Origin of the sequence: Streptomyces tsukubensis (assembly GCF_003932715.1) — a bacterium.
GTDB classification, from domain to species: domain Bacteria; phylum Actinomycetota; class Actinomycetes; order Streptomycetales; family Streptomycetaceae; genus Streptomyces; species Streptomyces tsukubensis.
Genome location: NZ_CP020700.1, coordinates 6,900,583 through 6,920,663 on the forward strand (window position 1 = coordinate 6,900,583; position 20,081 = coordinate 6,920,663).

General features: G+C 70.4%; 19 protein-coding genes. 11 read left to right on the forward strand and 8 right to left on the reverse strand.

Annotated features, from left to right (window positions below; all coding sequences use genetic code 11):
• Nucleotides 1–35 precede the first annotated feature (35 nt).
• Nucleotides 36–1,403 carry a cytochrome P450 gene (locus B7R87_RS28705; RefSeq protein WP_045852775.1) on the reverse strand — a complete coding sequence of 456 codons (1,368 nt, stop codon included), beginning with the start codon at nt 1,401–1,403 and terminating at the stop codon, nt 36–38.
• Nucleotides 1,404–1,969: 566 nt separating this feature from the next.
• On the opposite strand from B7R87_RS28705, the gene B7R87_RS28710 reads away from it, so the two are divergent.
• The 3 genes from B7R87_RS28710 to B7R87_RS28720 all read left to right on the forward strand — a co-directional run bounded on the left by B7R87_RS28710 (nt 1,970) and on the right by B7R87_RS28720 (nt 5,989).
• Complete coding sequence (locus B7R87_RS28710; protein WP_006345514.1) at nt 1,970–4,738, forward strand: alpha/beta hydrolase; 2,769 nt, start codon at nt 1,970–1,972, stop codon at nt 4,736–4,738.
• Nucleotides 4,739–4,894: 156 nt separating this feature from the next.
• Entirely contained in the window at nt 4,895–5,209 is a 315-nt protein-coding gene (locus B7R87_RS28715; RefSeq protein WP_006345513.1) for a hypothetical protein, read from the forward strand.
• 231 nt (nt 5,210–5,440) lie between these two features.
• Complete coding sequence (locus tag B7R87_RS28720) at nt 5,441–5,989, forward strand: DUF1062 domain-containing protein (protein WP_006345512.1); 549 nt, start codon at nt 5,441–5,443, stop codon at nt 5,987–5,989.
• Between the two features lie 57 nt (nt 5,990–6,046).
• Here B7R87_RS28720 and B7R87_RS28725 read toward each other — a convergent pair whose 3' ends face one another.
• Nucleotides 6,047–6,889: a DUF2207 domain-containing protein gene (locus B7R87_RS28725; RefSeq protein WP_006345511.1), complete on the reverse strand. Its 843-nt coding sequence runs from the start codon at nt 6,887–6,889 to the stop codon at nt 6,047–6,049.
• 46 nt (nt 6,890–6,935) lie between these two features.
• Nucleotides 6,936–7,793 carry a DUF2207 domain-containing protein gene (locus tag B7R87_RS28730; RefSeq protein WP_078902046.1) on the reverse strand — a complete coding sequence of 286 codons (858 nt, stop codon included), beginning with the start codon at nt 7,791–7,793 and terminating at the stop codon, nt 6,936–6,938.
• Between the two features lie 238 nt (nt 7,794–8,031).
• Between B7R87_RS28730 and B7R87_RS28735 the strand changes: the two genes are divergently transcribed.
• Nucleotides 8,032–8,358 carry a nucleoside triphosphate pyrophosphohydrolase gene (locus tag B7R87_RS28735; protein WP_006345509.1) on the forward strand — a complete coding sequence of 109 codons (327 nt, stop codon included), beginning with the start codon at nt 8,032–8,034 and terminating at the stop codon, nt 8,356–8,358.
• Nucleotides 8,359–8,379: 21 nt separating this feature from the next.
• On the opposite strand, the gene B7R87_RS28740 is transcribed toward B7R87_RS28735, so the two are convergent.
• Both B7R87_RS28740 and B7R87_RS28745 read right to left on the reverse strand, forming a co-directional pair.
• A complete protein-coding gene (locus tag B7R87_RS28740) occupies nt 8,380–9,717 on the reverse strand; it encodes a methyltransferase domain-containing protein (protein ID WP_006345508.1) in 1,338 nt (445 codons plus the stop codon).
• A gap of 22 nt (nt 9,718–9,739) precedes the next feature.
• Complete coding sequence (locus tag B7R87_RS28745) at nt 9,740–10,810, reverse strand: LysR family transcriptional regulator (protein WP_045852774.1); 1,071 nt, start codon at nt 10,808–10,810, stop codon at nt 9,740–9,742.
• Between the two features lie 256 nt (nt 10,811–11,066).
• Here B7R87_RS28745 and B7R87_RS28750 point away from each other — a divergent pair, with 256 nt between their 5' ends.
• From B7R87_RS28750 to B7R87_RS28765, 4 genes are read left to right on the forward strand one after another with little or no spacing between them, the layout of a single operon-like run.
• Complete coding sequence (locus tag B7R87_RS28750; protein ID WP_006345506.1) at nt 11,067–11,696, forward strand: hypothetical protein; 630 nt, start codon at nt 11,067–11,069, stop codon at nt 11,694–11,696.
• 23 nt (nt 11,697–11,719) lie between these two features.
• Complete coding sequence (locus B7R87_RS28755; protein ID WP_006345505.1) at nt 11,720–12,649, forward strand: hypothetical protein; 930 nt, start codon at nt 11,720–11,722, stop codon at nt 12,647–12,649.
• On the forward strand, nt 12,646–13,824 hold the full coding sequence (locus B7R87_RS28760) for a cysteine desulfurase family protein (protein ID WP_006345504.1): 1,179 nt from the start codon (nt 12,646–12,648) through the stop codon (nt 13,822–13,824). Before B7R87_RS28755 ends, B7R87_RS28760 begins: the two co-directional genes overlap by 4 nt.
• Nucleotides 13,825–13,880: 56 nt before the next feature.
• A complete protein-coding gene (locus tag B7R87_RS28765) occupies nt 13,881–14,849 on the forward strand; it encodes an oxidoreductase (RefSeq protein ID WP_006345503.1) in 969 nt (322 codons plus the stop codon).
• 28 nt (nt 14,850–14,877) lie between these two features.
• Here B7R87_RS28765 and B7R87_RS28770 read toward each other — a convergent pair whose 3' ends face one another.
• Both B7R87_RS28770 and B7R87_RS28775 read right to left on the reverse strand, forming a co-directional pair.
• The gene (locus B7R87_RS28770; RefSeq protein ID WP_006345502.1) at nt 14,878–15,174 is read right to left on the reverse strand and encodes a DUF397 domain-containing protein; all 297 of its coding nucleotides are present in this window, start codon (nt 15,172–15,174) and stop codon (nt 14,878–14,880) included.
• Nucleotides 15,171–16,034 carry a helix-turn-helix domain-containing protein gene (locus B7R87_RS28775; RefSeq protein ID WP_006345501.1) on the reverse strand — a complete coding sequence of 288 codons (864 nt, stop codon included), beginning with the start codon at nt 16,032–16,034 and terminating at the stop codon, nt 15,171–15,173. The genes B7R87_RS28770 and B7R87_RS28775 overlap by 4 nt, the downstream gene beginning before the upstream one ends.
• A 171-nt stretch (nt 16,035–16,205) precedes the next feature.
• On the opposite strand from B7R87_RS28775, the gene B7R87_RS28780 reads away from it, so the two are divergent.
• The 3 genes from B7R87_RS28780 (at nt 16,206) to B7R87_RS28790 (ending at nt 19,085) form a co-directional block, all read left to right on the forward strand.
• Entirely contained in the window at nt 16,206–16,658 is a 453-nt protein-coding gene (locus B7R87_RS28780; protein WP_040913322.1) for an ATP-binding protein, read from the forward strand.
• 111 nt (nt 16,659–16,769) lie between these two features.
• The gene (locus B7R87_RS28785; RefSeq protein WP_006345499.1) at nt 16,770–17,843 is read left to right on the forward strand and encodes a radical SAM protein; all 1,074 of its coding nucleotides are present in this window, start codon (nt 16,770–16,772) and stop codon (nt 17,841–17,843) included.
• Nucleotides 17,844–19,085: an MFS transporter gene (locus B7R87_RS28790; protein ID WP_006345498.1), complete on the forward strand. Its 1,242-nt coding sequence runs from the start codon at nt 17,844–17,846 to the stop codon at nt 19,083–19,085. It abuts the gene before it with no gap.
• Here B7R87_RS28790 and B7R87_RS28795 read toward each other — a convergent pair.
• Nucleotides 19,075–20,058: an endonuclease/exonuclease/phosphatase family protein gene (locus tag B7R87_RS28795; protein ID WP_130584728.1), complete on the reverse strand. Its 984-nt coding sequence runs from the start codon at nt 20,056–20,058 to the stop codon at nt 19,075–19,077. The genes B7R87_RS28790 and B7R87_RS28795 overlap by 11 nt on opposite strands.
• Nucleotides 20,059–20,081 lie beyond the last annotated feature (23 nt).

A 20,081-nucleotide genomic window follows, 5' to 3' on the forward strand; every position in this document is an offset into this window, starting at 1 on the left:
TCGCTGCGGTACGTCCCCGAGGCAGCGCGCGGCGGTCAGCGCCCGGCCCGCTCCGGGGTGCGGGCGGCGGCCCGTAACCTCAGCCCCGACGGGCCCAGGATCGCGCCCGACGTCGGGCGGACCGCCGCGGGGTCCACGGCCAGCAGGCGCCAGCGGGCCGCGATGTTCGTCAGGGCCAGGGTGATCTCGTTGATCGCGAAGGTCTCGCCCATGCAGCCACGGGCGCCGCCGCCGAAGGGGAGGATCTCGGGGAGGACGCCCCTGCGCACCGGCTCCAGGCCCTTGGTCTCCCAGCGCGACGGGTCGAAGCGCTCGGGGTCGGGGTGGAGTTCTCCGGAGCGGTGGACGAGATAGGGGCTGATCACCACATTCGTGCCGGCCGGAACGCGGTGGCCGCCCAGCTCGGTATCCGTGCTGACCTTGCGGGTGAACAGCCAGATCGGCGGATACAGGCGCAGGGTCTCGGTGATGATCCGCCGGGTGAGCACCAGACGTTCCAGATCGTCGTAGCCGGCCGCGGTCCGGCCGTCCAGGACGGTGTCCACCTCCGTATGGAAGGCCTCTTCGATCCGCCGGTCCGTGGAAATGCGGTGCAGGGCCCAGGAGATGGTGATGGCGATCGTGTCCGTGGCCCCGAAGAAGAAGGTGATCGCGGCGTCGTTGAGTTCCGTGTCGGTGAGACCCTCGCCGGTGGTGGCCAGCAGCATCGACAGCAGGTCGCCGTGGTCCTCCCCGGTGCGCCGGTACTCGGCTATGACGCCGCCGATGGTGCTGCGCAGCCGCGCTCTGCTGCGGTCGTAGCGTCTCTTGCCCGGGGTGGGTATCCGGTCGAGCGGTGCGGGGAGGAGCATGCGGCGGTAGACGCCGCGGCTGACGGTGGCCAGATCTTTCGGGGTTTTCGCGAGCGACGGCGAGGACAGATGCCCGGCGAAGAAGGCGGCCACACCGGTGCGGGCGGCGACGGTCGTCATATCGGCCAGGATGTCGATCTCCCGGCCGTCGGACCAGGTGTCCGTCACCCGGGCGGTCTGTTCGCACATGATCCGGGCGTAGGCCGCGTGCCGGGCCGGGCTGAAGGCCGGCTGGGCGACTCTCCGCAGACGGCGGTGTTCGCTGTACGGACAGGTGACCACTCCGTCGCCGAGGACCTCGCGGGTCCGCTCGTAGACCGGGCCGCCCTTGTCGAAGGTCCGGTCGTCCATCAGCACCTGATGGATGAGTTCGGGCGTGGTGACCACGACGGCCTTGAACGGGCCCATCCTGATGTCGACGAGGTCGCCGTGGGCGGGCAGTGCGGCGAAGAATCCGAGCGGGTCCTTGAGCATGCTCGCCGTGTGCCCGAGGAGCGGGAGCGCTCCGGGGGCCGGATTCCTTCCGGGCGTACGGGGGATTGCCGTGGACATGGTGCCTCCTGGAGGGTGATCGGCCACGCCGGGCCCGGGGACGCATCCGGATGCCCCGAGGGGGCCGGAGATCCCTGAGTACGGCGGGCGGGAAAGGGCGGCCGGGGTCGGCTGAGAAGAGCCGGTGCGGGCGGGGAAGAGCCGGTGGGCCGGTGGCAAGGAACCGGGGCCGGCGGGGAAGAGCCTGGGGCGGGCGCGGAGCCGTCGCGGTGCGGCGGCCGTCGGGCCGGGGGCGGAACGGGCTGCAGCCATGCCACCCCCAAGGGGTTTCAGGGTTCAGCGGAATCGAGCGCACGGTCCTGGCGCGTCGCGCCCCGGACAGCTCTTTCTCAGGGCGCGGGGCAACACCATAAGGACGCGCAGTTACCCGGTGGTATGGCGTGAACCTCACGTTTTTCACGGTGTATTCGGTGCGAACTGCCGCATCCATCGGCCGGTCGGCCACGGCGGACGGTTCTCCGTGGGGCTGGTGAGGCAACCGTTGACGGTGTGTCACGCATCTTTCTCATCGGCGCCCCGGAGCCCCCGGGGCGCCGACGCAGGAACGACGACGAGGAGACACCATCGTGAGACTGGTCTCACGCGCGCTGACGGCCACCGCCGTGGCCGTGGCGCTGGCGGCGGGTGCGCCGGGATGGGCGCAGGCGCAGCCGACCGGCGAATCCATACCCGGGGCGCCGCCGGGCGCCGCTCAGGACCGGCTGCCGGAAGGGTGGCGTATCTCGGCCGGGGAACTGGTCTGGAGTTCGCCCGTGCCCGTGGGCATGGGCGGTGCCCTGGTCGAGTTCCGCTCCGGGGAGCGGACTCTCGGCGTTCCGGAGGCCTCCCCCGATCACCGGACCTTCCGGCTCCGCGTCGATACGTCGGCCATCGGACCGGTGAACGAGCTCCAGGTGGTCGCCGGTTCGCGGCGGCTGGACGCCGCCGGGAAGGAACGATCCTCCGCCCGGCGGAGCGCGCCGGACGCCGTCAAGCCTCCCGCTCCGCTGCCCGTCAACTCGGTCGATCCGGGTGTTGCGGGCAAGTACCGCACCACCAGCGGCGAGTACACCCTGAAGTCGGTCAAGCTGCCGGGCTACGAGAAGCCCGTGGAGATGCGCGCCACGGTCGTCGGCCCGGCGAACGCGCCGGGCAAGCGCCCGCTGGCGCTCTTCCTCCACGGCCGGCACGCGTCCTGCTACGAGCCCGGTTCGGACTGGCCGAACCTCCAGTGGCCGTGCCCGCCGGGACAGAAGGAGATACCGAGCTACCGCGGCTATCAGCACGACCAGAAGCTCCTGGCGTCCCAGGGCTATGTGACGGTCTCCATTTCCGCGAACGGCATCAACGCGCAGGACGGCCCCAAGCCCGACAGCGGGGCCCAGGCCCGCTCCTCCCTGGTCCGGCAGCATCTGGCCCGCTGGGCCGAGTGGGGCGCGAATCCCGCGAAGGCGCCCGCTGCGGTCCGCGCGACCAAGGCCGCCGATCTTTCGAAGGTGCTCCTCGTCGGCCACTCCCGGGGCGGCGAGGGCGTCAACCGGGCGGCCTACGACAGCGTCTCCCCGCCGCCGCGCGCCGAGGACGGCTACCGGGGACCGGTGAGCTGGCGGATCCGCGGCACCGTGCTGATCGGCCCCACGATCTTCGGCCACAACCCGGCGCCCGATGTGCCCTCCATGACGATCCTGCCGGGCTGTGACGGCGATGTGTCCGATCTCCAGGGGCAGATGTACCTGGACGCCGCCCGTGGCATCGGCCGCGGTACGGCGCTGCACAGCGCGGTGTACATGGTCGGCGCCAACCACAACTACTTCAACACCGAGTGGACGCCCGGCCAGACCGAGGCACCGGCCAACGACGACTGGTTCGAGGACGAGGACCGGGTCTGCGGGCCGGGGGCGAAGACCCGGCTGAGCGCCGGGCAGCAGCAGACGGCGGGTACCACCTACATCGCCGCCGCAGCGCGGCTGTTCCTCGCCGGAGACGACCGGGTCCGCCCGCTCCTCGACGGGTCCGGCCGCCGCGCGCCCTCCGCCGGGCCCGCCCGGGTGCTGAGCCACGCCGTCGGCGGCAACCGCACCGCGGCGATCCTGCCCGACGCCCCGCTGTCGGTGGCCAACGGACGCGTATGCGACCAGATCACCTCGGACACCGCCCGAGCCTGTATGCAGCAGTCCGAGATCGGGGTGTCGCCGCACTTCGCACAGTGGGGGTTCGCCGCTGACGAGCCGGGCCGGAACGCGGTCAGGGCCGACTGGACCAAGCCGGGCACCCCGGTGAAGCTGACGCCGGGGCGCGTCTTCTCGCTGGCGGGCTCCGAAGCGCTCGCGCTGCGGGCCGCGGTGCCGCCGAACAGCTCGGGCACCCGGCTCGACGTCGCCGTCACCGATACCTCGGGGAAGCGCGTGCGCCTCGGCCGGGTCACCGTCGACGGCCTTCCCGGTAGCGGCGTCACCTCCTCGCACTGGGCGCGTGAGCTCCGTGTTCCGCTGAGGGCGGCCACCGCCGCCGGTGTCGACCTGAAGCGGATCCGGTCGGTGGAGCTCACTCCGCGCAGCACCTCCGGCAGCCTGTGGCTGGTGGACGCCTGGGGCTGGCGCCCCGGCACGCCCGCGGTGAACCCGGTACCGCTCCCGCGGCTGGACGTCAGCACGCAGACGGTCAAGGAAGGGGACTCCGGCACCCGTACCCACCAGGTGAACGTCCGGGCCACCGGCAAGGGCACCGGCGTGGTCAAGCTCGGCGTTCTCGACCCGAAGACCTACGAGACCGCGGTCCGCACCGTGAAGGTGAAAGCCGGCGCCCCCGTGACCGTGCCGGTCACGGTCAACGGCAACACCCGCTTCTCCGAGGACATCCACTACGAAGTCACCGCCAAGGCCGTGCGCGGCGCGGCGGTCGGCGGCGCCTTCGGCGGCCTCCTCGTCGAGAACGACGACGCCGAGCCGGAGGTCAGCGTGGCTCCGGTCGCCGACTCGGTCACCGAGGGCGGGAAGCTCACCTGGAAGGTCCAGCTGTCCGCGCCCGCCGACAGCGTTTTCTATGCCCGGTTCGTCTTCCTGCCGACGGGCGGCGGACCCGAGCTGTCCACGAAGGACGTCGACCCGCAGTGGCTGTCCGAACAGGGCCTGCTCCCCGACCCGGAGCAGTCCATGTCGGAGGCCGCCCCCTGGATCTGGGTCACCATTCCCGCGGGTGAGACCAGCGTCGAGATGTCCGTGCCCACGATCACCGACGCGCTGACCGAGCCGGAGGAGTCGGTACGGATGCAGCTGGGCCGCTACCGGATGAACGACGGCACCTGGACGGACGGCCCGATCGTCACGGGCAAGGTCACGGACGCGCGGCAGCGCTGACACCTCAGGCCTGTGCCGTAGCGGCACCGCCCGGACCGATGGCACCGTCCCCCGCCCGGGGGCCGGTGCCATCGGCATGAGGAGCGGCCGTACCCCTCCCCAGCAGCGCGAATATCATGATGTCATCGCACCATTTGTGAAGGGACGGATCACCCCATGGCGACCAGGAGCACCCCTCCCGTCGTACTCCTCCACGATGTCGACGCCGTCCGCGCCGACCTTGTCACCGCGCTGGAATCGGCCGATCCGTCGTTGCGGCCCGGGCTGGAGGAAGCGCTGCGCATCGCCGAACGCCACGGGGCGCTGACGGACGAGCAGCGGACGGGGGAGTGGGTACGGCGGACCCTGCGCGCCGCGGACACCGATCCGGCCGCCGACCATGTCCGCGCCGTCAAGGCACTGCGCGAAGCCGTGCCCGGACTCGGTCTCATCGCCGCGAACGGCCTCGTCAAGGCGGCGGGGCGGAGCTGAGGCACCCCGAGGGCCGTGACCGCCGCCCGGCCCGGGCTTCCGGGCGGCGCCGGAAAACCGGTGGAGCCGTGCCGCCGCGCTCCGTTACCGTGCTGCCGCACCAGTCATCCAGGTAAGGACGTGCCGTTGTACACCGTGTGAGACCTCCCGAGCGCTGATCGGTCGCGCGTCGCGCCCTGCGTGCCGCGCTGCTTTTTGCTGCGGAATTCTCACTGAAACCGGTGTACCTCTGTGCTCACCCATTGGGCCGTCGTGCCCACCTGCCTGCCGCTCGTCCGCCGCCGCTGCCACGTCTGCGCCTCCGAGCGCTTCCGGGCCGACGGCAAATTTCGCGTCAACGCCAACCACAAGCTCCTCGACGCCTGGCTCCTCGTGCTCTGCACCAGGTGCGGGGAGACCGCGAAACTCACGGTCCTGGAGCGGAAGAACGTCCGCTCCGTCCCGCCCGAGCTGCTGGACCGGCTCCACGCCAACGACCTCGGTCTGACGGCCGAACTGCTCCGGGATCCGGTCCTCCAGCGCCGTAACCGCATCGCCCTCGACTGGGACCGTGCCTGGCGCCTCGACACCGGCGGATCGGCACACCTGGACCGCGAGGTGATCGACGTCTCGGTCCGCTTCGCGGCCCGGATCCCGGTCCGGCCGGTGCGGCTGATCGCCGAAGGCTGCGGGCTGCCGCGGGCCGAGGTCGAGAGACTGATCACGGAAGGGAAAGCCGTTTCGTCGGTCCGGCTGACCGGCAAACGCTCCGGCGACTTCACCTTCCTGCTCAAACGCTGAGCCCTGACCCGGGGCCGGGGCCTGTCCGGCACGATCCGCCGGACAGGCCCCGGCCGTTCAGTCGCCGCCGCACGAGTACGCACCGGCATCATCGGCCCAGCTGCTCCCACCGTCCCCGGGAGCGCCGCGTTCCGCCGAGGGCGAGCCGCCCGGCCGGCGCGGGCTCGGTGGCGTCGGCCGGTACGCCCCCTTGTCCACCGCGGCACGGACGGGGTACGGCGGGCCCTCGCCCAGAGCGTCGGCCACCCGCTGCTCGCAGTACCGGTTGAAGCTCCGCCAGCGCCGGGAGAATTCGCTCGGCCACGCCGCGGCACAGAGCGACAGCACCGCCCAGATGGGAAACCACAGCAGGATCCACCAGCCGGGATCATTGCCCAGCGGCGGGAACGGCGTCTGTGAAACCACCCCGTGCAGGTTGATACCCACGCTCAGCACAAACGCGGCGGAGAGCGCGATCGCCCGGGTGCGTTCTGCATAGCGGCGCACATCCGGCACGTGCGATTCCAGTCGGTTCCGGTACGGGGCGAAATCGTCGTCGTCCAGGAACTCGTAGAGCCGAGCGCCCTCCGCGTCCCGCCGCCGGATGCCCTCGAAGAGCGCGGACAGCACCGGATCGGCCGGTTCCGGAGCGTCAGGTACGGCGGTGAGCACGCCCTCCTCCGAAACCTCCACCGCCCCCCGCAGATACAGCAGGTACACGGCCGTCCGCGCGGTCTGCCGCTCGTCACCCACCTGTCGGGCCGCCTCCACCGGCCCGATGCCCTCCCGCCTGATCCGGCGGATGGTGGCACGGTCGGCGCGCCCCCTGGCCCGGCTCCAGACGCCCAGCGCGATGTTGACCGCGACAAAGCCCAGCAGCCACCAGACCGCGAAGAACCTCTCGTCGATCACCCAGCCCATCGCGTTGTCCCCCTCACTCCCGACCGGCGTCCGGGCGTCCGCGGCATCAGTCGCCGCCCCCGCAGCCACCGCCCCCGCAGGTGTCCGCGCCGATCTCGTCGGCCCAGCCGCCCCCACCGGATTCCCGGGTCCGCGGCTTCGGCCGGGCCGGCTTCCGCTCCCGCCGCGGCCGGGGCGGGGTCGGCCGGAACGCCTTCTTCCCCAGCGCCTTCCGGGTCCGGGACGGAAGTCCTTCCAGTACGGCGTCGGCCTCTCGCCGGCAGTAGCGGTTGAAGCTCCGCCAGCGCCGGGTGTTCTCGTCCGGCCACGCCAGCGTGCAGAGCCAGAGCAGACCCCAGATCGGCCACCACAACACGACCCACAGCGCGGGGTCCCCGCCGAGGAAGGGGAGGCGCACCCCGGCACCCAGACCGTGCGCGGTCATACCGAAACTGATACCGCACGCGGCGAAGGCGACGACGGTCCGACCGGGCTCCGCATACCGCCGCACATCCGGGACGCGCGATTCCAGCCGGTCCCGGTACGTCGCGAAGCCGTCCACGTCCAGGATCTCGTACAGCCGAGCCCCCCTGGCGCCCTGCCGCCGGATGCCTTCGAAGAGCGCGGACAGCACCGGGTCGGCCGGTTCCGGAACATCGGGTACGGCCCTGACCACGCCCCCGTCCGAAACCTCCACCGCCCCCTGTTGTACGAGGAGCCCCACGGCGGTCCGCGCGGCCTTCCGCTCCTGGCCCACCTGCCACGCCGCCTCCACCGGCCCGATGCCCTCGCGCCTGATGCGCCGGATGGTCATCCGGTCGCCCCACCCCCGGATCAGGCACCAAAGGCCCAGCCCCGCATTGACCGCCGCAAACCCCACCAGCCACCAGACCGCAAAACGCCCCTCATCGGTCACCCACCCCATCACTGCGCCCCCGCTCTCGACTGGCGGCTATGTGCCCCGTACGGGACCGTCTCATGCCGCGTTGTGACACCGGGCTTCCCATGCCCGGGAGGCGCTGATTCTCGGCCGTCCCGGGCCCGGACGGGTGGGAACGGCAGTTTCCCTGGCGAGTGGCGAGGCGCCTTCCCTAGGCTGCCTCGGCATAGAGGGGCGGTCATCGGGGCCCGGCCCTGTGGTGATGGGTGCGGAGGAATGGCCGATGGACCGCAACAGCGGGTACGGCAAGTTGGTGCGGGACCGGATTCCGCAGATCATCCGTGAGGACGGGGCCGTGCCGGTCACCTGTACCGCGGGTCCGGAGGAGTACCGCGACCGGTTGCGGGACAAGCTTGGCGAGGAGGTCGCCGAGTTCCTGGAGGCCGACGATGCCAAGGCGCCGGAGGAACTCGCGGACATCCTGGAAGTCGTGCACGCGCTCGCCGCGGACCTGGGGATCGACGCGGATCAACTGAAGAAGATCCGTGAGGTCAAGGCGAGTGAGCGCGGCGGCTTCACCGAGCGGATCATCTGGTTCGGCAACCGCTGACAGCTCGGTTGCCCGGCCGCCCTAGGCGGTCGGCTTGGTCAGGACGGCATGGCATCCCCCGGGCAGCGGGAGCACCGGGACTCCCCGGGCGGGCACGAGTCCGGCCTGGCGGGCGATGGCGGTGATCTCGCAGGGGGCGATGCCGCGCTGGAAGGTTCCCTTGGACCGGCTGGACCAGAACCCGTCGTGGTGGACGCTCCAGTTGCCGTCGGCGGCGGCCTTGGCGATCTCCTCCGGGGAGCGGGTGACGACCACGACGTAACCGCCTGGGCGGGCGAAGGAGGCCGCGTCTTTGAGGGCCTGGATCCGCTGCCAGGGATCGGGCAGGACGTTGAGCACGAACACCGAGGTGACCAGGTCGAATCCGGTCTGCCGGGGGCGGGGCCAGCCGAAGCCGTCGTGCGGATCGAAGCCCTCGGCCCTCAGGCCCGCCGAACGATAGTGGGCGATGTCGGTGCCTCGGCCGCAGCCGTGGTCCAGGACGCTGCCGATGCCGAGTGGGCCGGTCAGATGTTCCGTCACCTCGCGGGAGGCCGGAGAGGGCGCCTGGCGGCTCATCGCCGTCTTATGAGGCTGATGTTCGTGCTGGGTCCGGACGGCGGGGGTACTGCCGTTCAGCTCGCTGAGTGCGAAGAGTACGTCGTCCGGCTCGGCAGGCCGCATGGAGAGAGGGAGGTCGATCAGCAGCGCGGAGTGGTCGGTGAACGCAGTTGGACCGCTTCGCACCGAGGAATCCGCAGTGATGGCGGTCACCGGTGTCAGATGGCTGCTGAGCAGGGCGAGATCACAGCGGAAACGGCTGGGTTTGCCGTGGGAGACCCGCTCGAAGGTGAAGACGGGCGCGTCGTCGGCGGTGGTGTCGGTCAGATCGGCGATCCGAGTCAACTGCTGCAGAGCCTGTCGTTCCGCTTTGGTGGTGAAGGCGCTGATCTCTTTGCCGAACAGGCCGTCTTCGGGGCGGGGCGCGAGATTGAAGTCCCCGCAGACCAGCAGAGGGCGGCCCTTCTCGGCGGCGGCCAGCGCGGCGAGTTCGACCAGCTGGGCGACCCGGAGGGAACCGGCTCCGGCGTCGAGATGTACCTGGAGGACCAGAAGCCACTCCAGCTCGATTCGTTGAACCCATGGGGTCGGTGCGGACACGGTCGGCGGGGCGAGGTCCTCGCTGACCCAGACAGCCAGATACCCGTCTCCGCCGGCGCATTGGAAGCCTCCCAAGGTTGGTGGCGTCCGGTCGGCGGGCTTGAACGGCTCCTGCGCAAGCAGAATCTGCACACCGCGCTCACGGAGCCAGGCGGCGAGCCGCGAGCGGGCGCCGGTGGCACCCAGACGCTTGTTGAGGTTGACCGAGGCCAGCAGCACAGGGCTCCTCCGGAGCAGGGAGTCACAGGGGCAGGGGCCTGCCGGAAGCGGCCTCGTCGCGGAATGCCTCCCACAGAATGTTCAGTGGATGAGAGGCATCATAGGTTTCGCGTTCTCCCTTGCGGGCGAAGACGCCGGAGACCAGCTGCAACATGGGGTCGAAGTCGTCGGCGAAGTCGATGAGCCGGAAGTCGTCGCTGGTGGGGAGGCGCCCGTCGACGGCGGCCTCGCCGAGGGAGCGGGCACACAGCATGCATCCGTAGGTCATACCGGACCGCAGCAGGGCGAGTCCGTAGTAGATGTCGTCGATCTCGGCGGCGATCCGGAGCCGCGAGCGGAAGTCGGGCCCGTACCAACGCTCGACGAAGTCGGTGATCACCCCGCGTGAGGGGACCACCAGCGGCAGGCTCCGCAGCCGTTCGAAACCGACGGACCTGGTGGCGAGTTCGCGCACCGGCAGGTTCGTCAGCAGGGCCAGGCCCTCGCGATGCCACTCCAGGAAGTCGTACTCGGAGGTGACCCGCTCGGCGGCGGCGTCGGCCGCGAGTCCGCCGCACAGCAGATCCACCTGGTTGGAGTCCAGTCGCTGCCAGAAGTCACGGGTCCGGACATGGACGACCTTCAGTTCCACCTCCCGCTCCAGTAGCTGCGGGGCCACCTGCTCCCACACCCGCCCCAGAAAGCCGAGGGTGAACTCCGTGGTCCCTACCGTCAGCGTCGAACCGAGGCGGCGACGCGAGTCCGCGATGCCCTGTAACCAGTAGGCGAAGGTCGCCTTCGCCCGCTCGACGACCTCCAGTCCGGTCGGAGTGAAAAGGAAGTCCCGGCCCCGGCCCTGCTTGACCACCAGCAACTCTCCTGTCAACGACTGAAAGTTGCGGTTGAGGATGTCGAGCTGCTTCTGCACGCTGGACTGTTCGCGGCCCAGGACCTTGGCCGCCGCCAGCGCTGTTCTCGACTCCCGGACGATGATCAGCGTCCGCAACTGATCCCAGGTGAGGTCCAGAAGGTCCGGAGAACACGAGATCAGATCGGCCCGGAACCCCTCCGGCCCCGGAACCCTCAACGGCCCGGAAGGCAACGACGGCGCCATCAAGCCTCCTCTCCGACGCGGCTTCGCTCAGCTCGTATTGTCCGTACGGTCAGCAGAACTGAACCTCTCCGCATCTCATCCCGAGAAAACCTGCAAATGTCCAATCGGACAGGAGGATATCGAAGGATATTCGGGGGAACATTTCAGCAGCCGCCTTCGATTCGAAAGGTGAGGGGTGTGGCGCGGTCCGAGCCCGGGGTGAGCCGTGCTCCCAGCCGAGTCGGCGGCCCGAGTTCTCCACCGACCTGATTCAGAGGTGACCGTGATGGACTGCCAGTTCTGCACCGAGTTCGCCGCGCGCGAGAACACGACCCTGATCATCACCGAGACCGCCGGCGGCTGGGTACTTCTGCCGACCATCGGAGCCTTCACCCCGGGCTACTGCCTGTTCATGCCGTTGCAGCACCTGGACGCCGCCGCCGATGCCGGCTCCGCCTGCCTCAGGCAGGTCGCTGAAGAGACCGAGGCCATGCGCACACTGGTCCAGGCCCGCTACGGGCCGACCATCGTCGCCGAACACGGCCCACGTGCATGCGACTCGGGTGCATCCTGCTGCAGCCACTGCCACCTGCACCTGATTCCTGTTCCCGAGCCGGACGCGATTACTGCCGCCTACGAGACGACCGGCGGGCCGGGCCTGCGGCTCCCTTCCCTGACCGGCCTTGCGGGAGTGGTGGACGGTTCCTACCTCTACCTCTCCCCGCGGCCCGGCGAGCACTACTACTGGCCCTCGGCGGGCTTCGCCCGGCAATTCGTCCGCCGGGTGTGTGCGGACCAGCTCGGTATCGGCGAATTCTACGACTGGCGCGATCATCCTTTCACCGCCCACCGCCGGCGCACCTTCGCCGAGCTGACCACCGACTTGCACCTCGCGGACGCTGCCTGAGCAGAGAGAAGGGGAACAGTGTGATGACCACGGCTCTGCCCCGACCGCTCCACATGCTTTCCGCCACCGAGCTGGCGGCCGCAGCCGGTGACCGCCGCTGGCCGAAGTGGCAGAGCATGGCACTGATGCACTCACTGAAACTGCCTGTACTCAACGCCTGCCTCATCCCACCCGGCCACAGCGCTGCCGCCGGCCTTCTGGCCGCCGCTACCGGAACTCGGACGCTGATGATCCGCTCGGACGGTGGGGTGGAGAAGAAGCAGTACTACCGAGGTGGTAATACCTTCGGAATCGAGGAGATCGGGCCAAGGGCCACCGGGCTGCTGGCGGACGGGCGAGCGGTGATACTCGCGGAGCCCACCAACCGCTTCACCAACCGCCTGACCGTCCTGCTCCGTATGGACCGGCCCGGCCTCGGCCGTCCCGGTTCACTGACCCTGGAAGCCCTGGGGCCCGGCTACGACGTCGCGGATCTGACCCGCGGGCAGATCCCGCCACAGGTCACCGCGCACTTGGATGATGTCGACTTCACCCGCTACGAGTCGCCCCGCTGGCAAGAGTGGAAGTTCACCGGGGATCAGTGCATCGGCGGTGAGGACGCCCGCCGCCTGCGCCGCCTTGAGCGGCTCGCCACCCAGACCCTCACCGATGGCGGCCACCTCGACGGCGAGGCAGGCGCCGAGCACGCCGAGGCCTGGCTCCGGCAGCGCGGCTACCTGCAGCTGTTCGGACCGCAGCCGACCCGCGAGGCCCTTGCCAAACGCGCCCGTGGACTCTTCGACGACGCCTTCGTCCTCGCCCTCGCACAACCGAACCGGAACTGGCACTGCCTGGCCACCGCGTTCTCCGTCTTCGCAGAACCCCGCGCCCTCTACTGGGACCTGGTCGACGGTGAACGCAAGTACGCCGCGACAACACCGGCCGCCGCCCGATACACGGGGCGGACCGCATGAGCACCACACCGATCTACCTGGACCACCAGGCCACCACCCCGCTCGACGGGCGCGTTCTGGAGGCCATGCTGCCGTTCCTCAGCCATGAGTACGGCAACCCCTCCAGCCCGCACGCTTTCGGGCACACCGCCGCCGAGGCCGTTCGCACCGCCCGCCGTCAGGTCGCCGCACTGGTTCGCGCGGAGAACGAACGGGAGGTCGTCTTCACCTCCGGCGCCACCGAGGCCAACCATCTCGCCATCGTCGGCGCTGCCCTGGCCGTCCGCCCCTCGGGCGGGCACCTCGTCACCACCGCAATCGAGCACAAGGCCGTACTCGCCGCTTGCCGACGGCTGGTCGACCACCACGGCTACACCCTCACCCGCGTCGCCGTCGACGGGTACGGCCGCGTCTGCCCGGCCGACATCGCCGCCGTACTCACCCGGAACACGGTGCTCGTCTCGGTGATGCACGGCAACAACGAGATCGGTACCCTGCAGCGGCTCGCGGACATCGCCGAGATCACCGCCTCGCGCCGAATCGTCCTGCACACCGATGCCGCCCAGAGCGCCGGCTACGACCTTCTGGACGTCGCCGAACTCGGTGTCGACCTGGCTTCTTTGTCCGGCCATAAAATCCATGGACCCAAGGGCATCGGCGCCCTCTACATACGCGGCGGCACCCCGGTCATCGGCCAGCAGACCGGCGGGGGACAGGAACGCGGACTACGGGCCGGTACCCCCAACGTTCCCGCCATTGTGGGCTTCGGTGCCGCCGCTCACCTCGTGACCACCGAGACCGTTCCGGCCCCGTCCCGCATCCGAGCCCTGCGCGACCGGCTCCAGGGCCGTCTCCTGGCTGCGATCCCCGGCGCCGCGGTCGATGGGCACCCGCACCGGCGGCTGCCCGGGAACCTCAGCCTCACCCTTCCGGGGGTGGAGGCCATCGACCTCCTCGACCGCCTCCCCGGAATCGCTGCCTCCACCGGATCGGCCTGCAACACCGGAAGCGCCGAACCCTCCCACGTACTCACCGCGATCGGCCTCACCCGCGGCCAGGCTCGCGCGACTCTCCGGCTCAGCGTAGGCCGCACCACCACGGACGCCGATATCAACCGGGCCGCCGATCTCATCATCCGCACCGCACACACCTTGATGCCGCCCTCCGGCAGGGCTTGCACAACAACGGTGACGTGAGTTGAAGCATGCACGGGCCGTTGTGCGCCGGGCGCGCGTGGGGCAGCGTGTGCCGTATGCCGAAGCAGCCGTGGACCGCGGACCGGGTCGCCGATCAGACCGGGCGGACAGCCGTCGTGACCGGGGCCAACAGCGGCCTGGGCCTGGAGACGGCGAGGGCGCTCGCCCACAAGGGCGCGGAGGTCGTCATCGCCGTACGGAACAAGGAGAAGGGGGAGCGCGCCCGCGCGGAGATCGCCGCCGGATTCTCCGCCGGACACCTGGACGGCCGGCTCCGCGTCCGTACGGTCGACCTCGCCGACCTCGACTCCGTCCGCGCCTTCGCGGACGGCCTGCACGGCGAATGCGACCGGATCGACCTGCTGATCAACAACGCGGGCGTGCTGGCACCACCCCGGACCCTCAGCCCCCAGGGCCACGAAACCCAGTTCGCCGTCAACTACCTCGGCCACTTCGCCCTGACCGGCCTGCTGTTCCCCCTGCTGACCGGCGACAACGCCCGGATCGTCACCGTCACGTCGATCGCGCACCGCGTCGGCCGCATCCACTGGAACGACCTCCACGGCCGGCGCTCCTACTCCGCCGCGGGCTTCTACTGCCAGTCGAAGCTGGCCAACGCGGTCTTCGGTACGGAGCTCCACCGCCGACTGGACAGCGCCGGGAGCCCGGTCCGGAGCGTCCTCGCCCACCCCGGCTACACGGCAACCAACCTGCTGATCGGAGGCCCGATCGGCCTGGCGAAGCTCGTCGGCAGGGTCGGGGCGCTCAGCCGGATCGGCCAGACCCCGGCGCAGGGCGCACTGCCCCAGCTGTACGCGGCCACCGAGCCCGGCATCCGCGGCGGCGAGTACATCGGCCCCGACGGCCTCCTCGAACTCCGCGGCACCCCCACCCGCGTCCGCCTGAAGAAGGCCGCGACGGCCCCGGAGACCGGCCGCCGCCTGTGGGAGCTGTCGGAGCGGCTGACGGAGGTACGGTTCCGGATCCCGGCCCGGGAGGAGAAACCGGACGCCCCCGGGGCATGACCCCGGGGGCGGGCGGAGAGCGGGTGGATCAGCCGCGCGAGGCGTAGCCGATGAACTGCGTCCAGGCGGCGTTGCCGACGGTGAAGTGCGGGCGGGTGATGTCCTTGGAGTCCCGGACATGCACGGCGGCGGTGGAGGCGCAGACTTCCACGCAGTTGTCGCCCTGCGCACTGCTGTGGCTGGACTTGGTCCATCCGACCTCGACGCAGCTATCGCCCTGCGCGCTGCTGTAGCTGGACTTGGACCAGGCAACCTCGACGCAGTCGTCGCCTTGTGCGCTGCTGTAGCTGGACTTGAACCAGGTCAGCTGGATGCTGTCGCTCATAGTGCTCCTCGGATGCGCTCCAGCAGGCCCACGGATTCGAGGGGGCTGAGGGCCTGTGAGCGGAGTCTTGCATACCGCTGGTACAGGATGGCGACCTGTTTCAGCTCTGAGATCAGCCGTCCGCTTTCCTGTCCCTCGCAGTAAGCAAGGCGTTTTCCTCCTGGGGTTTCCGCCAGACGAATGGGCCCGGCAAGACAGGCATGATGTTCGCTGTTGGCAGGCATGATCTGGATAGTGACGTTCCTGAGCTTGGACAATCGCAGGATGTGATCGAACAGGTCCCGGGTCACTTCCAGGCCACCCAGGCGGCGTATCAGCACCGACTCCTCGATGATGAAATCGAAAGTGGTGTTGGGGCGATCGGTCAGCAATCGTTGGCGTTCCAGACGTCGTTGAACCCGGGCTTCCAGCGCATCATCGGTCAAGGGCGGCATGTCGTTCTCGCAGAGAGCGCGCATGTAGCCCTCGGACTGGAGCATGCCCGGGATCAGCCTGCACTCATAGGTGCACAGGCTCGGGGCTGTACGCTCCAACCGCGCCCACTGGCGGAACCACGCCGCCAACCCCGGATCCCGCCTCGTCAGATGCTTCGCCCCCTCCCTCAGCGCCCCCGTGTTCCCCGTCGCGCCCTCCCCCCGCTCCACATACGCCTCGTCCGGCATCCTGCGGCCCCGTTCCACCGATTCCACCGTGTGTTTCGAGAAGCGCACGATCTCCGCGAACTCCGCCCGACTGAGGCCCGCGTGTTCCCTCAGGGCCTGGACCATCGCCCCGAAAGTGCGCAGACTGTCCGACGGGTCGGGTTCCCGCTCCCAGTCGTCGTCGTCCTCGTTCGCCGGAGTCTCGGCGGTGTTGGTCATTCGCGGCCACCTCCGTGGTGCGTGACGGCGCGGGACGGAATGAGCCGCGCTGAACTCACCCAGCGTGACCAGGAGTGCACCGTACCGTCCATCGAACAGCTCCGTACGGGGAATCGGCGTACGGAGGTAACCGCTGGTGGACACGCGCATATGCCCGTCACCGTAGCCACCATGAGCACTTCTGCCACTGAATTCCCGCTTACCGTACGTGTGTTCTCCCAGCGGCTGATCTGCTCGCCGCGCGGGGCGCGGCGGGCGCGGGTACTCACCCGGGACCATCTCCTCGGCTGGGAGGTTCCGTACGACCCGGCCGAGCGGGCGGAGCACGTTGTTGCCGAGCTGGCGTCCAACGCCGTGCGGCATGCCCGGGTGCCGGGGCGGGGATTCAAGCTGGGGCTGAGGCTGGACCGGGTGGCGGGGGTGGTACGGGTCGAGGTCACCGATGCGCGGGGGGAGCGGCTGCCGGAGGTGCCGCCCCCGCTTGTGGACGGTGAGGGGGAGAGCGGGCGCGGGCTGCTGCTGGTGATCGCGCTCGCCGACCGCTGGGGGTGGGAGCCGTACGCGCCCAGCGGCAAGACCGTCTGGGCCGAGATCGACCTGAAGGCGCCGCCAACAAGGGCATGACCGGCAATTTCGCCAGTCGTATGAAATCTCGGTACTGACCCTTTACCAGCATGCCCATGACAATCTACGGTGCTCCGCGTACCACCCCACCTCCGTTCAAAGGAGTCGGCGATGGCCGGACTGCTCAATGTCCTGACGGCGACGCAGAAACCGCGAGTCCACCCGTACATCCGGCAGCTCCTCGCCAAGGCGGAGGCGCTGCACGGGGTGGATTCGGGGGCGTACCGAGGCATTCACAACCAGTACTTCCGGATGCCCGCACAAGTGCCGGGTGCCGCGCTGAGTGAGCGGCACTACGACGCGCTGGGGGACTTACCCGTGGGGCTGGAGCGGTTATACCGGCGGGTCGTCGTGGTCGACCTGCTCTCCGCCTGCTCCAGCGAGTGCGTCTTCTGCATCCGCGGACTGTACGACCCGCACACCCGCAGCGGATCCGAACTCTCCGCCATCGTCGACTACCTGGCCGGTGACCCGCATCTCCGCGAGGTGCTGATCACCGGCGGTGACCCGCTGATCTCGCCGAAGAAGCTCGGTGAGCTGGTGGACGCGATCGCCGCCGAGGCGCCCGGTATCCAGGTGATCCGGATCGGCACCCGGCTGCCCGTCCAGCAGCCGGCCGCCTTCCGTGAGAACACCTACGACATCTTCCGCCGCCACGCGGACCGCTTCTCCTTCGATATCGCCGTCCAGATCAACCACCCCTTCGAGCTCCAGCCCGAGGCGGTCGACGTCCTGCGGAACCTGAGACGCTGCGGGGTCCGGCTCTACAGTCAGAACGTCCTGCTGAAGGGCGTCAACGATGACCTGGACACCCTGACGGAGCTGTACGACCAGCTCAGGACGCTCCGGGTGATACCGCACTACCTCTTCCACGCGGTGCCCATGGTGGGAACCGACGAATTCCGGACCTCCGTCGCCCGGGGGCTGGACCTGGCCCGGCAGCTCACCGCCAACGGCCGGGTCAGCGGGCTCGGAAAGCCGATGTTCGCGCTGATGACGGCGGTGGGGAAGGTCGTCCTCTACGAGGGCAGCATCCTCGACGACCGGGACGGCCTGCTGACCGTCCGCACCGAGTACCGGCTGGACGAGCGGCAGCGCTGGAATCCGGGCTACCGGCTGCCGGATGCGGCGACCGTCGGTCCCGGGGGGACGCTCGACGTGCGCTACGTCGACGGTGTCGGCTGAGTGCCCCCGTACCCGCAGGTGACGGGCTATCGGACCCTGCTGACGAACAGCCGGGTGGGCTGGTGGCTGGTCGCCACCGTCGGCACCCGGCTCGCCGTCTGCACGATTCCCCTCGGAGTCGTCTTCGCCGCCGAGGAGCACACCGGCTCCTACGCCTGGGGCGCCGTCATCGCCTGCGCCTTCGCGGGCGGTGAGGCGATCGGCGCGCCCCGGATGGGCGCGCGCTTCCAGCACCGGCCGCTCCGCAGGGAACTGGCGGGCGTCTCGGTGATCCATGCCGTCGCGCTGGCCTCCATGGTCGTCACGCTGTCCCTCGGGATGCCCCTCGCCGCCGCGGCCCTCGCGGCCGTCGGCGGCGCCGCGGCGAGCGGGACCTTCGGCGGACTGCGGACCCTGATCGTCCGTCTCGTCCCCGGCTCCCGGGAGAAGGCGCTGGCACTCGATGTGATCGTCAATCAGCTGTGCCAGATCGCGGGTCCCGCGCTGGCCGCCGCCGTGGCCGTGGCCTGGACCGCCGACGTACCGCTGCTGATCGTCTGCGGCGGTCTGCTGATCGCCGCCGCCTCGGCCGTCAAACTCCCCGACTCCCTCAGTGCAGGGGAGCACGGCGCCGGAGGGTCCGGGGGGCGGGCCCGGCCGCCGACCTCGGCCGTCATCCGGGCGATCTGGCCGTCCCTGGTCGTCGCCACGCTGGTGCTGATGCTCCAAGCCGTACTGGAGGTCGCCCTGCCCGGCATCATCGGGGATCGCGACGGACCGCCCGCCTGGGCCGGACTCGCCCTCTCCGGCCTCGCGGTCACCAGCATCGTCGGCAGTTTCCTCTACGGCCTCCGGCGCTGGCGCGGCCGCCCGCACCACCACACCCTGGTGCTGTCCGGGGTGTTCGCCCTGATCGTCACCGCCGTGGGGCTGACCGCCTCCCCGGTCATGACCGTCGTCCTGGTCACCGGCTGCGGGTTCTTCCACGCCGCCGCGACCACGTCACGGAGCCTCACGGTCACCGAGGTACTCCCCGCCGAGGACTGGCCCGTGGGCTTCTCCCTGCTCTACTCGTGGGGCGCGGTCGGCTTCACGGTGGCCAGCGGCATCAGCGCCCTGTTCCTCGCGGCAGGCAACGCGGACGTCCTGCTGATCGCCTTCGGCGTCATCGTTCTGGTGGGCTCCGCACTGACCTGGTGGTTCGAGCGCATCACCCTCACGGCCGGAGCCGGGCGGGAGAGTGCCGCCGAAGTCAGAACCTGATCCTGGCCAGCACCGGGAGATGGTCGCTGCCGGTCCGGTCCAGGGCGCGGATATGGGCGACCTTCGCGTTCCTGGCCAGGACCTGGTCGATCCGGGCCAGGGGCAGGGACGCCGGCCAGCTGAACGCCAGGGTGCCCGCCGGGGCGTTCAGCTGGGAGGTCACGGGTGCCAGACCGCGGTCCGCGACCGTGGAGTTCAGATCGCCCATCAGAAGGACGCGCTCCGTCTCCTCCGCTTCGATGGCCCGGCCCAGATAGCGGGCGCTCTCGTCCCGGCGGGCCGTGCCGAAGCCGGAGGCGGGGGACATCCGGACGGACGGGAGGTGGGCGACGTACACCGCGATCTCGCCCTTCGGGGTGTGCGCGGTGGCGCGCAGGCCGCGCCGCCAGTCCCGGGGGACGTCCTGGGGGCGGATGTCGACCGGGCGGATATCGGTGAGGGGGTGGCGGGACCAGAGGGCGACGGTGCCTTCGACGGCGAGATGCGGATAGCCGGGGGAGAGGATCTCGCGATAGGCGGGCAGGGCGGCGGGCACCACCTCCTCCAGGGCGATCAGATCCGCGCCCGCCCCGGCGAGTTGCCGGGCCGTGCCCGCCGGGTCCGGATTGACGTCGCTGACGTTGTGCTGGAGGGCGGTGAGGTCGTACGGGGTGTCCTCGTCCGCGAGCAGGGCGCCGCCGTGGGCGATCAGCCAGGCGGCGCCCGGCAGGGCGCAGGCGGCCAGGGCGAGTGCCGAACGGCGCCACAGGGCCACGGCGGCGAGCGGGAGGGCCGCGAGCGGCAGCCACGGCTGGAAGGTCTCCAGCAGACTGCCGAGGCGCGGACCGGCGTTGGGGACCGGGTCGGGATAGAGGGAGACCAGGGCCAGCAGGGGGGCGAGGACCAGGACGGCCCGGGCCCGGAGCCGCCGGCCGGAGTGGCGGGACCTGCGCTGCCGGGCGGCGGCTTCCGGGGCCGTACCGTCGGGTGTCATGCGCCGCTCCTGTCGGGGGACTG

Excerpts from the sequence above, each read along its gene's own strand:
- B7R87_RS28795 (WP_130584728.1), bottom strand. The coding sequence starts at position 20,058 with ATGACACCCGACGGTACGGCCCCGGAAGCCGCCGCCCGGCAGCGCAGG.
- B7R87_RS28765 (WP_006345503.1), top strand. The coding sequence starts at position 13,881 with ATGCCGAAGCAGCCGTGGACCGCGGACCGGGTCGCCGATCAGACCGGG.
- B7R87_RS28730 (WP_078902046.1), bottom strand. The coding sequence starts at position 7,793 with ATGGGGTGGGTGACCGATGAGGGGCGTTTTGCGGTCTGGTGGCTGGTG.
- B7R87_RS28780 (WP_040913322.1), top strand. The coding sequence starts at position 16,206 with ATGAGCACTTCTGCCACTGAATTCCCGCTTACCGTACGTGTGTTCTCC.
- B7R87_RS28705 (WP_045852775.1), bottom strand. The coding sequence starts at position 1,403 with ATGTCCACGGCAATCCCCCGTACGCCCGGAAGGAATCCGGCCCCCGGA.
- B7R87_RS28725 (WP_006345511.1), bottom strand. The coding sequence starts at position 6,889 with ATGGGCTGGGTGATCGACGAGAGGTTCTTCGCGGTCTGGTGGCTGCTG.
- B7R87_RS28770 (WP_006345502.1), bottom strand. The coding sequence starts at position 15,174 with ATGAGCGACAGCATCCAGCTGACCTGGTTCAAGTCCAGCTACAGCAGC.
- B7R87_RS28785 (WP_006345499.1), top strand. The coding sequence starts at position 16,770 with ATGGCCGGACTGCTCAATGTCCTGACGGCGACGCAGAAACCGCGAGTC.
- B7R87_RS28775 (WP_006345501.1), bottom strand. The coding sequence starts at position 16,034 with ATGACCAACACCGCCGAGACTCCGGCGAACGAGGACGACGACGACTGG.
- B7R87_RS28745 (WP_045852774.1), bottom strand. The coding sequence starts at position 10,810 with ATGGCGCCGTCGTTGCCTTCCGGGCCGTTGAGGGTTCCGGGGCCGGAG.
- B7R87_RS28760 (WP_006345504.1), top strand. The coding sequence starts at position 12,646 with ATGAGCACCACACCGATCTACCTGGACCACCAGGCCACCACCCCGCTC.
- B7R87_RS28715 (WP_006345513.1), top strand. The coding sequence starts at position 4,895 with ATGGCGACCAGGAGCACCCCTCCCGTCGTACTCCTCCACGATGTCGAC.
- B7R87_RS28755 (WP_006345505.1), top strand. The coding sequence starts at position 11,720 with ATGACCACGGCTCTGCCCCGACCGCTCCACATGCTTTCCGCCACCGAG.
- B7R87_RS28735 (WP_006345509.1), top strand. The coding sequence starts at position 8,032 with ATGGACCGCAACAGCGGGTACGGCAAGTTGGTGCGGGACCGGATTCCG.